Here is a 15,006-nt window from a genome sequence, read left to right as displayed (position 1 = left end):
GTTTAGGAGTGAGCGCCATGACCCAGCGGGAACGGCAGCTGCTCCGATGGATCGAGGAGAATCCCCTCATCTCCCAGCAGGAGCTGGCAGACAAGGCGGGCATCACTCGGTCCTCGGTGGCCGTGCATATCTCCAATCTGATGAAAAAAGGATACATCGTGGGCAAGGGCTACATCGTCCACACCGCCCCCTACGCCGTGGTCATCGGCGGGGTGAATATGGACATCGGCGGCCGCCCCGCCCACAAGCTGGTGGCCCAGGACTCCAATCCCGGTCAGGTGCGCATCAGCCTGGGCGGCGTGGGGCGCAACATCGCCCACAACATGAGCCTTCTGGGGGTGGACGTCCGGCTCCTCACCGCCTTTGGGGACGACCTGTACGCCCAGAAGATCGCCGCCTCCTGCGGAGAGCTGGGCATCGACATCTCCCAGTCTCTCCAGGTGAAGGGGGCCGCCACCTCCACCTATCTCTTCATTGCCGACGAGCGGGGGGACATGGCCCTGGCCGTGTCCGATATGGAGATCTACTCCCACGTGACTCCCGCCTATCTCCAGTCCCGGCAGGCCCTGCTGGACAATGCCCAGCTCATCGTCTTCGACACCAACCTGCCCGCTGAGGCCATCGCCTGGCTGGCCCATCACGCCAAGGTCCCCCTCTTCTCCGACCCGGTGTCCACCGCCAAGGCCGAGAAGCTCCGCCCCGTGCTGGGCAAGCTCCACACCCTCAAGCCCAACCGCATCGAGGCCGAGCTCCTCTCCGGGGTATCCATCACCGATGAGGCGAGCCTCAACCGGGCCGCCGACGTGCTGCTGGATACCGGACTGCGCCGGGTGCTCATCTCCCTGGGCGGGGACGGCATCTTCGCCGCCGACCACCACGAGCGCGTCCACGTCCCCTGCTTCCCGGGGGAGATGGTCAACACCACCGGCTGCGGGGACGCCGCCATGGCCGCCGTGGCCTGGGCCTATCTGGAGGGCACCGACCTGCTGGGCACCACCCGGGCCGCCCTGGCCGCCGGTTCCATCGCCATGGAGAGCGCCGAGACCATCAACCCCGCCCTGAACGCCGAGACCCTGAACGCCAGAATGAACGCCTGACCCGCGGGCGCACACGGTGCGCCCCTGCTGCAAATTAGAAATGCCACTACGATCTATGGAGGTATCTCAAATGAATCTGAACAAGTATCTGGACGTCGCCCCTGAAGTTGCCGCCGCGGTTGCCGCCGGAAAGCCCGTTGTGGCCCTGGAGTCCACCATCATCTCCCACGGCATGCCCTATCCCCAGAATGTGGAGACCGCCCTCAAGGTGGAGGAGATCATCCGGGAGAACGGCGCCGTGCCCGCCACCATCGCCATCATCGGCGGCCGCCTGAAGGCCGGCCTCACCCATGAAGAGATCGAGTACCTGGGCAAGGAGGGCACCAAGGTCAACAAGGCCAGCCGCCGTGACCTGGCCGTGCTGGTCTCCAAGGGAGCCGACGGCGCCACCACCGTCACCACCACCATGATCATCGCCCACATGGCGGGCATCCAGATCTTCGCCACCGGCGGCATCGGCGGCGTGCACCGGGGCGCTGAGACCACCATGGACATCTCTGCCGACCTGGAGGAGCTGGCCAACACCCCCGTGATGGTGGTCTGCGCCGGCGCCAAGTCCATCCTGGACCTGGGCCTCACCCTGGAGTACCTGGAGACCCACGGCGTGCCCGTCATCGGCTACGGCACCAAGGAGCTGCCCGCCTTCTACACCCGCAAGAGCGGCTTCGGCGTGGACTACCAGCTGGACACCCCCGAGGAGCTGGCCTCCGCCTTCCGCACCAGCCTGGACCTGGGCTTCCGCAGCGGCATGCTGGTGACCAACCCCATCCCCGAGGAGTACTCCATGGATCCCGCCGTCATCAACAAGGCCATTGAGGACGCCGTGGCCGAGGCCAAGGCCCAGGGCATCCACGGCAAGGCCACCACTCCCTTCCTGCTGGCCAAGATCAAGGAGATCACCGGCGGCAGCAGCCTGGACTCCAACATCCAGCTGGTCTTCAACAACGCCCGCCTGGCCGCCCGGACCGCCTGCGCCCTCTCCGCTCTGAACTGACGGTTCTGCACAAAAATCCACTTGCTTTTTCCCCTTCTTCTGGTATACTATTTAGTAGTATAGTACCACTAAATAGAGAGACGGACATATCCGTCCGCAGAAAGGGGCAGCGCACATGGAACTCAAGCACATCAACAAGCTGGAAAAGCCCATCGCCGTTGAGGAGATCCGCGTTATGGTCTCCCCCGATTGGGTCGACCGCTGGGTCGAGCTGGACGACGAGGTCTGGACCAGCCGCCTGAAGGTCTCCGAGGGCTTCCTGGGCAAGGAGATCTGGATCAGCCGGGACGTGCCCGGTGAGATCAATGTGGTCATCTACTGGGCCGACTACGACATCTGGCAGAGCCATGACAAGTCCGGCTGGTGCATCGAGCTGGACCAGCAGATGGAGCAGCGCATGGAGGGCCACCTGCTGAGCATGGAGTTCAAGTTCAAGAAGAACCAGAACTTCAAGTGCTACGAGATGTCCAATGTCTAATCTCTGATTCTCTTTTCGATCCGGTGTGTTCTGCACAAGAACACACCGGATTTTTGTCTGTCAAAGTGTATTCCTGCGATCTGTGCTGCAAGAGCCTCGCAGAGTTCCGCCGTTTCGTAGACGGCGGAAGGAAGTAAAATCGTGTTTTCCGGCGGCGTGTACGTCGGAAAACACTCCTCTCAGGCCGCAAGTGTGCGCGCGTCAGCGAGTGCGCGCAGCGGACTGCATTCCCTCTCAAAAATGCTTGCATTTTTGAGAAGCGTGTCGAACTTGTTCGACGCGCGGAAGGTCCGGTGTGTTCTGCACAAGAACACACCGGATCTTTTCTTTGCATTTGTCATTTCTGACGGGTTATGGTATACTGTGGCCAGCAGACCCCCATGAGTCCACCAAACAGGAAAGGAGCATTGTCATGAAAGGAACCTCTCGCACCGCCCGGCGTCTGACCGCCTGTGTGCTCACCGGAGCACTGGCGGCCGGCTTTGCCGCCGTCCCCGCCCTGGCCGCCGAACCGGCCTCCCTGGAAATCGGCATTTACTCCACCACCGACATGCACGGCAAGTGCTACGACCTCAACCCCATCGACGGCAAAGAGGTCAAGAACAGCTACCTCAAGGTGGCCACCGCCATGGAGGAGGAGCGCGCCGCCATGGACGGCACCATCCTCATCGACAACGGCGACATCATCCAGGGCAGCTCCATCATCAGCTACAACATGAACATGGAGGGCGGCAAGGACAACCCCATGGCCATCTGCCTGCGCTACATCGGCTATGACGCCTTTGTCCCCGGCAACCACGAGTTCAACTTTGACATGGAGACCCAGCAGATCTTCTACGATATGCTCTCCGACACCAGCTCCAAGTACCCCGGCAAGCCGGTGGACGCCCTGTGCGCCAACTACATCAATGTAGCCACTCAGGAGCCCAACCTCACCCCCTACAAGGTCATGACCTTCGATGTGGGCGGCTCTGAGTTCAAGGTGGGTATCTTGGGCTTTGAGAACGTGAACGTCCCCAACTGGGACCTGCCCACCCACTATGAGGGCTCCGACTTCGTCCACAAGGACAACACCGAGCGCACCTATGCCTACGAGTGGGTCAACTACTGGCAGAAGGAGCTGCGGGAGAAGGAGGACTGCGACTTCGTCATCGTGGCCAGCCACTCCGGCGAGGACAGCGGTCTGGTGGGCGCCGGTGACGGCGACGCCGTGGAGACCGGCAAGACCGATTTCTCCCCCGAGAACCAGGTCCGCCACCTGGTGGAGAACACCACCGGCATCGACATGGTCATCGCCGGCCACAACCACAAGGTGGGCGTCACCGAGATGAAGAATGCCGACGGCCAGACCGTCCCCTGCGTCAACGGCGGCACCTCCACCCTCACCAAGACGCCGGTCACCATCCGCTCCGACGGCACCTTCACCATCGGTGAGAGCGAGAACCTGGACCTCACCACCTATGAGAACGACGCCGGCCTCAAGGCCCTCATGCAGCCCTACTACGACCGGACCCTGCCCTTCATCACTGAGCAGATCGGCACCCTCTCCGGCGACTGGGACGACGAGACCGACCTCTTCCACGTCCAGAGCGACACCATGAACCTGGTCCACGAGGCCCAGCTGTGGGCCACCGGCGCGGACCTGTCCCTGGCCTCTCCCGTGGCCAACAAGGACTTCTGCATCGGCCAGCTCCTGGATGGGAAGGACTCCGCCCCCATCAGCCTGAAGGACTGCTACTCCTTCTATAAGTACGACAACAACCTCATCTACATGATCCAGATGACCGGCAAGCAGATCAAGGACTGGCTGGAGGACTGCACCAAAGACTTCACCGTGGAGGCCGACGGCACCATCACCGGAGGCGGCTTCGGCACCGACCAGCTCTACGGCATGGACTATGACATCTACATGGGCAACCCCGAGGGCAGCCGCGTGGTCAACCTCACCTATCAGGGCAAGCCCGTCACCGACGACCAGACCTTCAAGGTGGCCCTCAACTCCTACCGCCTGTCGGCCAACGCCGCCGGCGATGAGTTCGGCTGGTACGCCACCACCGGCATCACCATGGGCACAGACGCGGTGCTGTGGGACGGCTCGGTCTCTGAGGAGTTCGGCTCCATCGGCGGCTCGGTCACCCTGGTCATCGCGGAGTACATCAAGGCCATGACCGCCGAGGGCAAGGAGATCACCCCGCCCGTGGCCAAGAGCCACTGGACCCTGAACGCCGGTACTTCTCCCGCCGCCGACACTGTGACCCGTCTCCAGTTCGCCGAGAGCCTCTATCAGGCCATGACCGCCGACGCTGAGACCCTCGCCGCCCCCGCCGACGAGCCCTTCACCGACATCGCGGACAACACCGCCATCCTCTGGCTCTCCGGTCAGAAGGTCATCTCCGGTGACGGCACCGGCAAGTTCAACCCCAACGCCCCCATCACCCGGGAGCAGGCCGCGGTCATGCTGATGAACGCCGCCGCCGCGCTGGACAAGGGTCCCCAGGGCACCTGGGCCGTTCAGATCCCCTACGCAGACGCTTCCTCCATCTCCCCCTGGGCCAGCGAGGGCGTCATGTGGAACGTGATCCAGAAGTACCTCCCCGTGGGTGCGGACAACCAGTTCGCCCCCCAGGGCACCCTCACCCAGGCGGACGCCGATGCCGCCATCGCCGCCCTGATGGCACAGAAATAATCACAAATCCCATCCCGTTAAAAAAGCTCCCCGCGCCTTTTCGGCGCGGGGAGCTCTTCGCTTATTTACAAACTTATTTCACCGACTGCGCCGCGGCCAGGATGGCCTCGGCGGTCATGCCCTGCTGGCTCTGGAGGGAAAAGGCAAGGCCGTCCCGCACCCAGACCGCCAGAAAGACCGCCGTGCCGTCCCCCTTCAGGGTGACCGGTCCGTCCCCGGTCTCCACGGTATCGGTCCAGGCCCAGGTCTGGAAGTCGCCGCTCACGTCCTCTCCTTCGCCCATGCGGTAGACCAGCACGGTCTCCCCGCTTCCATCCGTATAGCGCACCTCGGCCAGCACGCCGCCGATGGCGGTATAGGCCGACGGGGTCCATCCCTCGGGTAGCTCCTCCGGCAGCTGGATCTGGAAGGACACCGCCTTCTGGAGGGCATCCAGATTCTCTGCCGGCTGGACCGGGTTTCCCACGCTCACCCCGGTGGTGGGAGTGGGCGCGGGCGCGGGGGAGGAAATCCCCTGGGTGATCCCCCAGCCGCCCAGGGCCACCGCCACGGCCAGACAGGCCGCCGCCGCGCTCCAGCGGGGGAGGCGGCTGCGCTGGGGGGCGCGTCTCCCCTCCCGGACCCGCCGGGCCATGTCCTCGGGGACCTGTATGCCGTCAAAGGCCCGCTTATAGCGTTCCATCCGCACCCTCCTTCCAGATCTGACGCAGTTTTTCCCGCCCCCGGTTCAGGAGGGAGCGCACCGTCCCCTCCCGCTTGCCCAGCACCTGGGCGATCTGGGCGGTGGTGTAGTCCTCGTAGTAAAAGAGATGGATGACCTCCCGGTACTTGACCGGCAGGGAACACACCGCCTGGAAGAGGGCCACGCTCTCCTCCGGGATGCCCTGGGCGGGATAGTCCTCCGGCAGGGCCTCATGCCGCCGCCAGGGGGCCTTCAGGCGGTTCTTGCACAGGTTGGCCGCCACCCGCAGGAGCCAGGCCCGCTCGTGGTCTCCGCTTTCAAAGGCGGGGGCCCGGCTGAGCAGCTGCACCAGGGTGTCCTGGAGCACGTCCTCCGCCTCGCTCCGGTCGTGGAGATAGGCGTAGGCCAGATGGAGGATGGCCGCGCCGTGGGCCTCCAGCGCCTGTTCCACTGCCGTATCTTCCATCTTCCTTCCTCCTTTCCAAGGGTTCTTTCCCGGCGGAGCTCTGCTCAGGCCAGGAAGCCTTCCAGGGTCTCCGGGGCAACCCCCTCCGCCCAGGAGAGGGACCAGGTATAGGTGCCGTCATTCCACACGGCCAGAGAGACCCTTCCATCCTTGCCCTTGAGGGTCACCTCCCGGCCGTCCACCGTGCGGGTGGTCTCTTCCGCATAGACCTGATAGTCCCCGCTCACATCCTGTGTGCCCCGGGCCATGCGGCAGGTGAGGCCGTCCTCATAGCGGACCTCCAGAAGCTCCCCGCCGATCACAAAGACCTCCTGGATTTCGCGCCCCTCCAGGCCCTTCCAGTCGGGCAGGGCAAAGCCCACGGCCTCCTCGGCCTCCTCCAGCGTGTCCCAGGCCACCATGGGGTTGGGGAGCTGGGCCTGCTCCTGGGTGAAGGCCAGGGTATCCTCCCCCTCCTCCACGGTATAGCCCAGCAGGGAGAACATCCCGGCCGGCACATAGGTCACGCCCGCCCAGGCCTCCGGACCGGCGCCGTAGGACTGGGGCGCAGTCATGCCCAGCGCGGTCTGCGAGGCCCGGGCATAGCTGTCCACCCCGTAGGTGAGGTTCATCTTCACCGCCTCGTCCGCCACCAGCACGCCGTTGTCCTCCGGGCACCATGTGACCTCATAGCCCATGGGACCGGCCACCGCCCGGAGGGGGACCATCCACACGCCGTTCTCCTGATAGGGGGCGGCTCCCCCCAGATCCACCGCCGTCCCCTCCACGGTCACGGCAGGGGCGGAGACGGGCGCGGGCGCAATGGGAGCGGCTGCCAGCGCCGCGGGCATCATACTGACCGCACAGGCGGCGGTGAGCATCATCTGATGGTATTTCATATTGACTGCACATCCTTTCCGGCCCATTGGCCGTTCTGTCTGATATACAATCCAGCCGCCCCTTTTGTTGCACGGAAACGGCAATTTCTTTGCTTGCACCCTCCGGGCCCCTGGGGTACAATGGGGCTGTGTCCTCCCATTTTAATGAAAATTTCAGAAAATCTAAATCCCTTTTCTCCCCTGGTACCGTATACTATGAGAGAAGGACAGGGGCGAAAGGAGTGCTGCGGCATGGAGATCACACTGGAACAGGTAGAGCGCCTGCGGGAGAAGAGCGGTCTCTCCTATGAGGAGGCCCGGGACCTGCTGGAGCGCTGCCACGGCGATCTGCTGGACGCCCTCATCGAACTGGAGCGGCAGGGCCGGCTCCGGCCCGGCGGCGGGGGGACCTACTCCACCCGCCCCGGCGCCCATCCCGCCGCCACTCCCACCGCTTCCTCCGACCGGGGCCGGACGCGGGAGGAGCGGAACGGCGCCCACAGCGGCGACGCCTTCTGGGAGCAGATCCGGGAGGGACTGCGGGCGGTGGGCGACGTGCTCCGCCCCAGCTCCGTGCTGGAGATCTGGCAGGACGGCCGGCAGCTCACCGCCGTGCCCCTTCTCATCCTGCTTCTGGCGGTGATGTTCGCCTTTTGGATCACCCTGCCCCTGCTGCTCATCGGCCTGGTGGCAGGCTGCCGCTACCGGCTCGCCAGCCCCCATGTGAACCTGGAGGTCCTCAACGGGGCTCTGGGCGCCGTCTCTGACACGGTGGAGGACTGGAAGGAGTCCTTCCGCCGCCGTCCCCCCAAAGACTGATCACCGGTCCGGCCCCGTCCGGACCGAGAAGGAGAATCCATTATGTCCGAACACATCCTGCTGGTGGAAGACGAGGAAAAGCTGGCCCGCATGGTGGAGCTGGAGCTGCGCTATGAGGGGTACGAGGTGGAAAAGGCCTTTGACGGCCGCACCGGCCTGGAGCGGGCCCTCTCCGGCGCCTTTGATCTGATCCTGCTGGACATCATGCTCCCCGCCCTCTCGGGCATGGAGGTCCTGCGCCGCCTGCGCCGGGAGAGCCAGGTCCCCGTCATCATGCTCACCGCCCGGGATACCGTGGTGGATAAGGTCTCCGGGCTGGACTCGGGGGCCGACGACTATATTACCAAGCCCTTTGCCATTGAAGAGCTATTGGCCCGCATCCGCTCCGCCCTGCGCAAGCGCGCCCCCATGCCCACCCGCACCCTGCGCGCGGGCAGTCTGGTGATGGACACCGACCGCCACGCCGTCACCATGCAGGGCACCGCCGTGGAGCTCACCCGGCGGGAGTTTGATCTCCTGCGCTATCTGCTGGAAAACAAGGAGAAGGTGGTCACCCGGGAGTCCCTCCTGGACCACGTGTGGGGCTTTGACTATGTGGGCGAGACCAACGCCGTGGATGTGTACATCCGCTTCCTCCGGGCCAAGCTGGAGGAGCCTTTTGGCGAAAAGCTGATCCACACCGTCCGGGGTGTGGGCTATGTGATCCGGGAGACCGGAGGAGGTACCAAATGAAAAAACTCACTGCCATTGTCTATACCAGCCACACTGGCTTTACCAAGCGCTACGCCGGGATGCTGGCCCGGGCCTCGGGCATCCCCGCCTATGACCTGTCCCAGCGGAAGGAGCTCCCCGCCCCCGGCTCGGGCGTGCTCTATCTGGGCTGGCTGTGCGCCGGGCGCATCCAGGGCCTGGCCCAGGCCCGCAAGCGCTGGGAGGTCCAGGCCGTCTGCGCCGTGGGCCTTGCCCCCATGCCCCCTGAGGGTGTGAAGGGACTGGCCGCCGCCCACCGTCTGGGCAGCACCCCTCTCTTCTACCTCCGGGGCGGATACGCCCCCGACCGGGTGCGGGGGATGTATCGGCTCATGATGCAGCCCATGCTCCGCATGACCGCCAAGTCCCAGGAGCCGGAACAGCGGGTCATGCACACCGTTCTGGTCCAGGGGGGCGATTTCACCTCGGAAAAGCTCCTCTCCCCCGTGCTGACCTGGCTGGAGTTTCACACATGATCCGTCGAGAGAGGTGATGGTATGCCCCGATCTCCCCGTGAGACAGCCGCGCCCCTCCAGCGCATCAAGTCCTCCATCGTGCTGCGGCTCAACACCAAACTCTTTTTCCGCCTGCTGGGCATCTATCTGGTCATGGACCTGCTGCTGGCCGCCCTGTGCCTGGGGGGCATGCTCTTCTGGGCCGAGCACCAGTGCGCCGACATCGCCGCCTTGGTCGAGGAACGGGGCGTCCCCTCCGCCGAGGCCGCCGTGTGGATGTCGGCGGGAGACTACACCGTGACCGCCCTGGACCGGCCGCCCCAGGGCCTCTCCTATCCTCTGGTCTCCCCCCTCCCGGGGCTGGAGAATGCCCTCCACACCATTGACCTCCAGGGGACGTCCACCGGCCAGGGGCTCCCCCAGCTCACCCGGGCCACTTACACTGTGGAGCTGCGCAGCAGCCAGGGACAGCCCTACGACATCCGGCTGGACATCCAGGGCCCGGTGACCGTGATGGAGGTGGCTCTGCGCCTGCTGCTCCTCTTCCAGCTCCTCTCTCTGCTGAGCAATCTCTTCCGCAACGCGGGCACCATCCGCCGCACCCTCAAGCCCATCCAGGAGCTGGCCGCCGCCGCCAACCGGCTGGGCCATCCCGGGGCCATGTCCCCGGAGGAGCTGCGCTCCCTGGCCGGCAAGCTGGATCAGATCAACGCCACCCATCTGGACACCCGCATCTCGGTGCCGGGCACCCAGAAGGAGCTCCAGATCCTGGCCGGGGCCATCAACGCCATGCTGGACCGGATCGATGAGGCCTACCGCTCCCAGATGCGCTTTGTCTCGGACGCCAGCCATGAGCTGCGCACCCCCATCGCGGTCATCCAGGGGTATGCCAACCTCCTCAACCGCTGGGGCAAGGACGACCCCACCACCCGGCAGGAGGCCATCGACGCCATCAAAAGCGAGGCCGACTCCATGAAGGAGCTGGTGGAACAGCTCCTCTTCCTGGCCCGGGGGGACAACGACTCCATGCACATCGAGATGGAGTCCTTTGACCTGACCGAGATCGCCGCCGAGGTCTTCAAGGAGACCGGCATGATCGACCGCAGCCACCGCTTCCAGTCCCGGTGGGGCGGCCCGGTGCCCGTGGTGGCCGACGTGGGCCTCATCAAGCAGGCCCTGCGCATCCTGGTGGACAACGCCATCAAGTATACCCCCGCCGGCGGGGCCATCACCCTGTCGGTCTCCTGCGAGGGGGGCGAGGCCCGCCTCTCCGTGCAGGACGAGGGACAGGGCATCGACGCCGCCTCCCTCCCCCACATCTTCGACCGCTTCTACCGCACCGATGAGTCCCGCACCCGCCAGACCGGCGGCACCGGCCTGGGCCTGGCCATCGCCAAGTGGATCGTGGAGCGCCACGGCGGCTGGTTCGAGGTGGTCTCCTGGGAGGGGGTGGGCACCCGCATGACGGTGGTCCTCCCCGCGCCGGCCGCCCAGACCGGGGAGCCGGTCCAGTCCAAGAGCGCGTGAGCCGAACCGCACACAAATGCGGCCCGGAATCTCTCCTCCGAGATTCCGGGCCGCGTTTTCTTATTCTATGGGCATCTGCTCTGCCGGGGCGCTCCCCGCCCAGTCCTCCAGCTGGTGGAACCGCCCCCGGGGAAAGACCAGGGTGACCTCAGTCCCCTGCCCCGGCTGGGAGTCCAGCCGGATGGACAGGCCCAGCCGGGCGCACAGCTTCCGGCACAGGTAGAGCCCCAGACCGGTGGAGCGCTGGGCGGCCCGCCGCCCGTTGGCTCCGGTAAAGCCCTTGTCAAAGACCCGGGGGAGGTCCTCCGCCGGGATGCCGATGCCGTTGTCCGCCACGGTGAGGAGCACCGCGTCCCGCTCACACCGGCAGGCAAAGCGCAGCACCGGCTGCTCCGAGCGGTACTGCACCGCGTTGGCCAGAAGCTGGCCCAGGATGAACTCCACCCACTTGGGGTCGGTGTACACGGTGGCCTTCCACTCCCCCAGCTCCAGCCGGAAGCCCGCCCTTATGAGGGGCCGGGCATACTGGCGCACCGCCGCCCGGACCGACTCCTCCAGCGCCATGGTGCGCACCCGGTAATCCCGCTCGGCGGTGCCGCTGCGGGCGTAGAAGAGGGCCTGCTCCACATAGCGGTCGATCTGAAAGAGCTCCTCCTCCAATGCGTCGGCCAGGGTCCCCGGGTGGTTCTCCAGCAGCAGACGGGCCGAGGCGATGGGGGTCTTGACCTCGTGGATCCAGGTCTCCACATACTCCCGGTATTCCCGGCTCTCCCGCCGGGCCTGGCCCAGCCGGTCATTGCCCGCCCGGCCCAGCTCTCCCAGGCGGCGGCACAGGAGCTCCCCCTCCCAGAAGTCGGGTTCGGGCAGCGCATCGGGCAGAAAGAGCCCGTCCGGCCCATCTCCGGTCTCCTCCACCGCCCGGTAAAAGCGCCGCCGGCGCAGCCAATCGGCCAGCAGCGGCAGAAGAAGGCACACGGCCAGCACCAGCTCCAGAAGGCCGATGGCCCGGCCGTCCACCCCCAGGGCCATCAGCAGTGCCCCGGCAAAGGCCATGGACACCGCGCCCCCGGCCAGCACCCCCGCCCGGTCCCGGACATATTCCATCAGAGACACAGCTGATACCCCTGTCCCCGCCGGGTGGCTAGGACCTCTGAGAGCCCCAGCTCCTCCAGCCGCCGGCGCAGCCGTGCCACGTTCACCGTGAGGGTGTTGTCGTCCACGAAGGCGTCCGACTTCCACAGCGCCTCCATCAGGGCATTGCGGGAGACGATGCGCCCCTCGGCCGCCAGCAGGGTCTGGAGGATGCGGCTCTCATTGCGGGTGAGCTCCACCTCCACCCCGTTCCGGGCGGCCACGCCCCGGCCCAGGTCCAGCGTGAGCCCGCCCCGGCTCACGGCGGGGGACACGCCGGGACAGGCCCGCTGGAGAAGGCGGGCCATCCGGGCCAGCAAGATCTGTGTATTGTATGGCTTTGTGAGAAAATCGTCCGCCCCCAGGTTCATGCTCATGAGCTCGTCCAGCTCGGTGGCCCGGCTGGTGACCACGATGATGGGCATCTGGGAGCGGCGGCGTACCTCCCGGCAGACGTGGTAGCCGTCATACCGGGGCAGGTTCAGGTCCAGCAGCAGCAGGTCGGCCCCCGAGGCGCAGACCTGCCCGGCCACGTCCTCAAAGTCGGCGGTGGTCACACACCGGTAGCCGTACCGGCTCAGGAGGGCGGATAGCTCCTGCCGGATGCCCGCCTCGTCCTCCACCAGAAAAATGGTGTGTCCCATGGTCAGTCCCGGCTGCTCAGGAGCAGCTCCTCCACCGAGCAGCCCACATAGTCGGCCTCCTCAAAGGTGGTGAAGGGCCCCACCGAGAAGCGCACCGTCCCCTGGGGATAGGTGCCCAGGGTCTGGTGGGCGGTGGGGGCGCAGTGGAGGCCGCAGCGGGTGGAGATGCCGTACTCCTGCTCCAGGCGGAAGGCCATCTCCCCGTTGTCCCCGGTGGTGAAGTCCACCGAGACCACCCCGGTGCGCGCCGTCAGATCGTCGGTGCCCACCACGCGCAGGCCCTCCTCTTCCAGCTCCTTGAGGCGGGCCCAGAGATGACAGGCCACCTTGTGCTCCCGCTTCCGGAGCTCCTCCCCCTGCTCCTCCAGATAGGTGAGGGCGGCGTGGAGGCCGTAGATCCCCGGCAGGTTCAACGTGCCCGCCTCAAAGCGGTCGGGCAGGAAGGAGGGCATGGTGAGCTCGTGGGAGACGCTCCCCGTTCCCCCGGCCACCAGGGGGGTGAGCTCCCCGGCCAGGGCGTCGGTCACCACCATGAGGCCGATGCCCTGGGGGCCCAGCAGGGCCTTGTGGCCCGGGAAGGCCAGGCCGTCAATGCCCATCTCCTCCATGTCGATGGGCACCGCCCCCGCGGTCTGGGAGGCGTCCACCAGAAAGCGGATCCCCCGCTCCCGGCAGAGCTTGCCCACCGCCCCGATGGGGAGGATGGTGCCGCAGACATTGGAGGCGTGGGTGAGGACCACCGCCCGGGTCCCCGGGGTCAGATGGGCCGGGACCTCTTCCAGCAGCAGCTCGCCCTTGTCATTGCAGGGGAGGAAGTCCACCTCCACCCCCTCCGCCTGGAGCTGGGTGAGGGGGCGCAGCACCCCGTTGTGCTCCATGGGGGAGGTCACCACCCGGTCCCCGGGCCGCAGCAGGCCCTTGATGAGATAGTTCAGGGAGTGGGTGGAGCCGGGGGTGAAGATCACGTTCCGGGCCCCGGGGCCGTTGACCAGGCGCTTGACCTGCTCCCGGGTCTCTAGGGCCAGGGAGGCCGCGTCGTAGGCGGCGGCATAGTCCCCCCGCCCGATGTTGCACCCCACATTCAGGATATAGTCGGCCATGGCCTCTCCCACGCCGGGGGCCTTGGGGTAAGAAGTGGCTCCGTTGTCCATGTATACACGTCTCATCGCGCTTGTCCCTCCGTTGTTCTCTCAGCCCAGCTCGGTCTCCAGCACCGGGCGCAGGCGGTAATCGTTCTGTTCCATCTGTAACAGCAGCCGCTCCAGCGAGGCAGAGGTGGCGGCGCTGCCGGTCAGCTCCATGCGCACGGTGCTCCGCCGCTTTTCCAGCCGGGAGAGGATGCCCGACACATTCATGGCGCTCGTTCCATCATAGGGCGAGGCGTCCAGGTTGGCGCTCCACAGGTGCCAGCCCGCCTCCTCCACTGCCCGGCGGGTGGTCTCGTTCCCGTTCTCCAGGCAGACGATGTGGCTGCGGCTCCAGACCAGATCGGCCAGCAGGGCGTTGCCCTCCTCCAGGGCGGCGAGGGTGGTCTCGGCATCGCTGCCGTCCACCAGCAGTCCCACGGCGTGGCCCGCGCCCACCACCCGGCGCACCTGCTCGTCCAATTCAGCCAGCTCCTCCGGCCGGAAGAGGAAGAGGGCCTGCTCCCCCCTGCGCTTCAGGGCCGTAAGAGCCCCGTCCAGCCGGGTATCCTCCCCCTCGCAGCGCACCGCCAGATAGACCCACAGCCCCGACGTCTCCTCGGGCACCTCCGGCGTGGGATCGGGGAGGATGGGGGTCGCGGACGGGGTGGGCGTGGGCGTGGCGGTGGGCACCGCGTTCAGGCTCTGGATGTACCGGTCATACCGGTCCTGCCGGTAGGACTCCGAGGAGTTGAGCAGCCGCTCGTCGCTGAGGGTGGCATAGCTGTTCTTGATGCGGATGAGGGTCCCCGCCGTCTCGGTGGGGCGGTAGCTGTACTGGAGTCCGAAGAACTGGCACACCCCGTTGGCGGGCACAAAGGTCTTTCCATTGCGGACAATAGCCCGCATCTCCACATACTCGTCATTGGCCAGACAGGTCTGGGCGTTGATGTCGAAGATGAGCGTCCCTTTGAGGCTGAACATGGTCAGGGCGTGGGACTCGGCGTCCTTGTACTCCAGACAGGAGATCCCCAGGTCCACGCCGGTGTTGTTCTTGTTCTTGTCAAAGACGGTGTAGGGCACATAGATGGTCCCCCCCACCGCCACGGGCATATTGGCGGTGGTGAGGCCGTCCTTGTCCAGAAAGCTCTCGTTCACCGCCAGCTGGTAGACCTCAGGCTCCCCGGCGGCGCTGCCCCAGGGCAGGACCAGGAGAATGGCCAGGACCAGCGCGCACAGCGTCATCCGCCGCAGAAGGTTCTTCCGCAAGGGCCGCGCCCCCTTTCTCTGTGGATT

Annotated in this window: 15 protein-coding genes; 8 read left to right on the top strand and 7 right to left on the bottom strand. The window is 66.0% G+C overall.

Features of this window, described 5'->3' with window-relative positions; translation table 11 throughout:
• Positions 1–17: 17 nt before the first annotated feature.
• The 4 genes from INF37_RS06635 to INF37_RS06620 all read left to right on the top strand — a co-directional run bounded on the left by INF37_RS06635 (position 18) and on the right by INF37_RS06620 (position 5,255).
• Positions 18–1,097 (top strand): PfkB family carbohydrate kinase, encoded by a 1,080-nt coding sequence (locus INF37_RS06635; protein WP_193537242.1) that lies wholly within the window; start codon positions 18–20, stop codon positions 1,095–1,097.
• Positions 1,098–1,167: 70 nt separating this feature from the next.
• Positions 1,168–2,091, top strand: a complete 924-nt coding sequence (locus tag INF37_RS06630) for a pseudouridine-5'-phosphate glycosidase (protein ID WP_101691846.1) — start codon at positions 1,168–1,170, stop codon at positions 2,089–2,091.
• Between the two features lie 115 nt (positions 2,092–2,206).
• Positions 2,207–2,569, top strand: a complete 363-nt coding sequence (locus tag INF37_RS06625) for a TIGR03792 family protein (RefSeq protein WP_101691845.1) — start codon at positions 2,207–2,209, stop codon at positions 2,567–2,569.
• A 412-nt stretch (positions 2,570–2,981) separates the two neighbouring features.
• Positions 2,982–5,255, top strand: a complete 2,274-nt coding sequence (locus tag INF37_RS06620) for a 5'-nucleotidase C-terminal domain-containing protein (RefSeq protein ID WP_193537240.1) — start codon at positions 2,982–2,984, stop codon at positions 5,253–5,255.
• Positions 5,256–5,328: 73 nt separating this feature from the next.
• On the opposite strand, the gene INF37_RS06615 is transcribed toward INF37_RS06620, so the two are convergent.
• From INF37_RS06615 to INF37_RS06605, 3 genes are read right to left on the bottom strand one after another with little or no spacing between them, the layout of a single operon-like run.
• Positions 5,329–5,937 (bottom strand): hypothetical protein, encoded by a 609-nt coding sequence (locus INF37_RS06615; protein WP_193537238.1) that lies wholly within the window; start codon positions 5,935–5,937, stop codon positions 5,329–5,331.
• Positions 5,924–6,403, bottom strand: coding sequence for an RNA polymerase sigma factor (locus tag INF37_RS06610; protein ID WP_193537236.1), 480 nt, complete (start codon positions 6,401–6,403; stop codon positions 5,924–5,926). Before INF37_RS06610 ends, INF37_RS06615 begins: the two co-directional genes overlap by 14 nt.
• A gap of 44 nt (positions 6,404–6,447) precedes the next feature.
• On the bottom strand, positions 6,448–7,281 hold the full coding sequence (locus INF37_RS06605) for a stalk domain-containing protein (RefSeq protein WP_193537234.1): 834 nt from the start codon (positions 7,279–7,281) through the stop codon (positions 6,448–6,450).
• 231 nt (positions 7,282–7,512) lie between these two features.
• Between INF37_RS06605 and INF37_RS06600 the strand changes: the two genes are divergently transcribed.
• From INF37_RS06600 to INF37_RS06585, 4 genes are read left to right on the top strand one after another with little or no spacing between them, the layout of a single operon-like run.
• Positions 7,513–8,079 (top strand): UBA domain-containing protein, encoded by a 567-nt coding sequence (locus INF37_RS06600; RefSeq protein WP_193537232.1) that lies wholly within the window; start codon positions 7,513–7,515, stop codon positions 8,077–8,079.
• 42 nt (positions 8,080–8,121) lie between these two features.
• Positions 8,122–8,811, top strand: a complete 690-nt coding sequence (locus INF37_RS06595) for a response regulator transcription factor (RefSeq protein ID WP_101691839.1) — start codon at positions 8,122–8,124, stop codon at positions 8,809–8,811.
• Entirely contained in the window at positions 8,808–9,305 is a 498-nt protein-coding gene (locus INF37_RS06590) for a hypothetical protein (RefSeq protein ID WP_193537230.1), read from the top strand. The genes INF37_RS06595 and INF37_RS06590 overlap by 4 nt, the downstream gene beginning before the upstream one ends.
• Positions 9,306–9,326: 21 nt before the next feature.
• The gene (locus INF37_RS06585) at positions 9,327–10,811 is read left to right on the top strand and encodes a sensor histidine kinase (RefSeq protein WP_193537227.1); all 1,485 of its coding nucleotides are present in this window, start codon (positions 9,327–9,329) and stop codon (positions 10,809–10,811) included.
• 60 nt (positions 10,812–10,871) lie between these two features.
• On the opposite strand, the gene INF37_RS06580 is transcribed toward INF37_RS06585, so the two are convergent.
• The 4 genes from INF37_RS06580 to INF37_RS06565 are packed head-to-tail and all read right to left on the bottom strand — an operon-like array spanning position 10,872 to position 14,979.
• Entirely contained in the window at positions 10,872–11,915 is a 1,044-nt protein-coding gene (locus tag INF37_RS06580; protein ID WP_235964253.1) for a sensor histidine kinase, read from the bottom strand.
• Positions 11,915–12,586, bottom strand: a complete 672-nt coding sequence (locus tag INF37_RS06575) for a response regulator transcription factor (protein WP_186963423.1) — start codon at positions 12,584–12,586, stop codon at positions 11,915–11,917. Before INF37_RS06575 ends, INF37_RS06580 begins: the two co-directional genes overlap by 1 nt.
• A 2-nt stretch (positions 12,587–12,588) precedes the next feature.
• Complete coding sequence (locus INF37_RS06570) at positions 12,589–13,752, bottom strand: aminotransferase class V-fold PLP-dependent enzyme (protein ID WP_101691834.1); 1,164 nt, start codon at positions 13,750–13,752, stop codon at positions 12,589–12,591.
• A 24-nt stretch (positions 13,753–13,776) separates the two neighbouring features.
• Positions 13,777–14,979 carry a hypothetical protein gene (locus INF37_RS06565; RefSeq protein ID WP_193537223.1) on the bottom strand — a complete coding sequence of 401 codons (1,203 nt, stop codon included), beginning with the start codon at positions 14,977–14,979 and terminating at the stop codon, positions 13,777–13,779.
• Positions 14,980–15,006: the final 27 nt, after the last annotated feature.

The sequence above is a fragment of the Pseudoflavonifractor gallinarum genome (genome assembly GCF_014982855.1).
GTDB classification, from domain to species: Bacteria; Bacillota; Clostridia; order Oscillospirales; family Oscillospiraceae; genus Pseudoflavonifractor_A; species Pseudoflavonifractor_A gallinarum.
This window is presented reverse-complemented; position numbering and strand designations above follow the sequence as displayed.

Excerpts from the sequence above, each read along its gene's own strand:
- INF37_RS06580 (WP_235964253.1), bottom strand. The coding sequence starts at position 11,915 with ATGGAATATGTCCGGGACCGGGCGGGGGTGCTGGCCGGGGGCGCGGTG.
- INF37_RS06615 (WP_193537238.1), bottom strand. The coding sequence starts at position 5,937 with ATGGAACGCTATAAGCGGGCCTTTGACGGCATACAGGTCCCCGAGGAC.
- INF37_RS06620 (WP_193537240.1), top strand. The coding sequence starts at position 2,982 with ATGAAAGGAACCTCTCGCACCGCCCGGCGTCTGACCGCCTGTGTGCTC.
- INF37_RS06625 (WP_101691845.1), top strand. The coding sequence starts at position 2,207 with ATGGAACTCAAGCACATCAACAAGCTGGAAAAGCCCATCGCCGTTGAG.
- INF37_RS06575 (WP_186963423.1), bottom strand. The coding sequence starts at position 12,586 with ATGGGACACACCATTTTTCTGGTGGAGGACGAGGCGGGCATCCGGCAG.
- INF37_RS06585 (WP_193537227.1), top strand. The coding sequence starts at position 9,327 with ATGCCCCGATCTCCCCGTGAGACAGCCGCGCCCCTCCAGCGCATCAAG.
- INF37_RS06590 (WP_193537230.1), top strand. The coding sequence starts at position 8,808 with ATGAAAAAACTCACTGCCATTGTCTATACCAGCCACACTGGCTTTACC.
- INF37_RS06635 (WP_193537242.1), top strand. The coding sequence starts at position 18 with ATGACCCAGCGGGAACGGCAGCTGCTCCGATGGATCGAGGAGAATCCC.
- INF37_RS06570 (WP_101691834.1), bottom strand. The coding sequence starts at position 13,752 with ATGAGACGTGTATACATGGACAACGGAGCCACTTCTTACCCCAAGGCC.
- INF37_RS06595 (WP_101691839.1), top strand. The coding sequence starts at position 8,122 with ATGTCCGAACACATCCTGCTGGTGGAAGACGAGGAAAAGCTGGCCCGC.
- INF37_RS06610 (WP_193537236.1), bottom strand. The coding sequence starts at position 6,403 with ATGGAAGATACGGCAGTGGAACAGGCGCTGGAGGCCCACGGCGCGGCC.
- INF37_RS06600 (WP_193537232.1), top strand. The coding sequence starts at position 7,513 with ATGGAGATCACACTGGAACAGGTAGAGCGCCTGCGGGAGAAGAGCGGT.
- INF37_RS06605 (WP_193537234.1), bottom strand. The coding sequence starts at position 7,281 with ATGAAATACCATCAGATGATGCTCACCGCCGCCTGTGCGGTCAGTATG.
- INF37_RS06630 (WP_101691846.1), top strand. The coding sequence starts at position 1,168 with ATGAATCTGAACAAGTATCTGGACGTCGCCCCTGAAGTTGCCGCCGCG.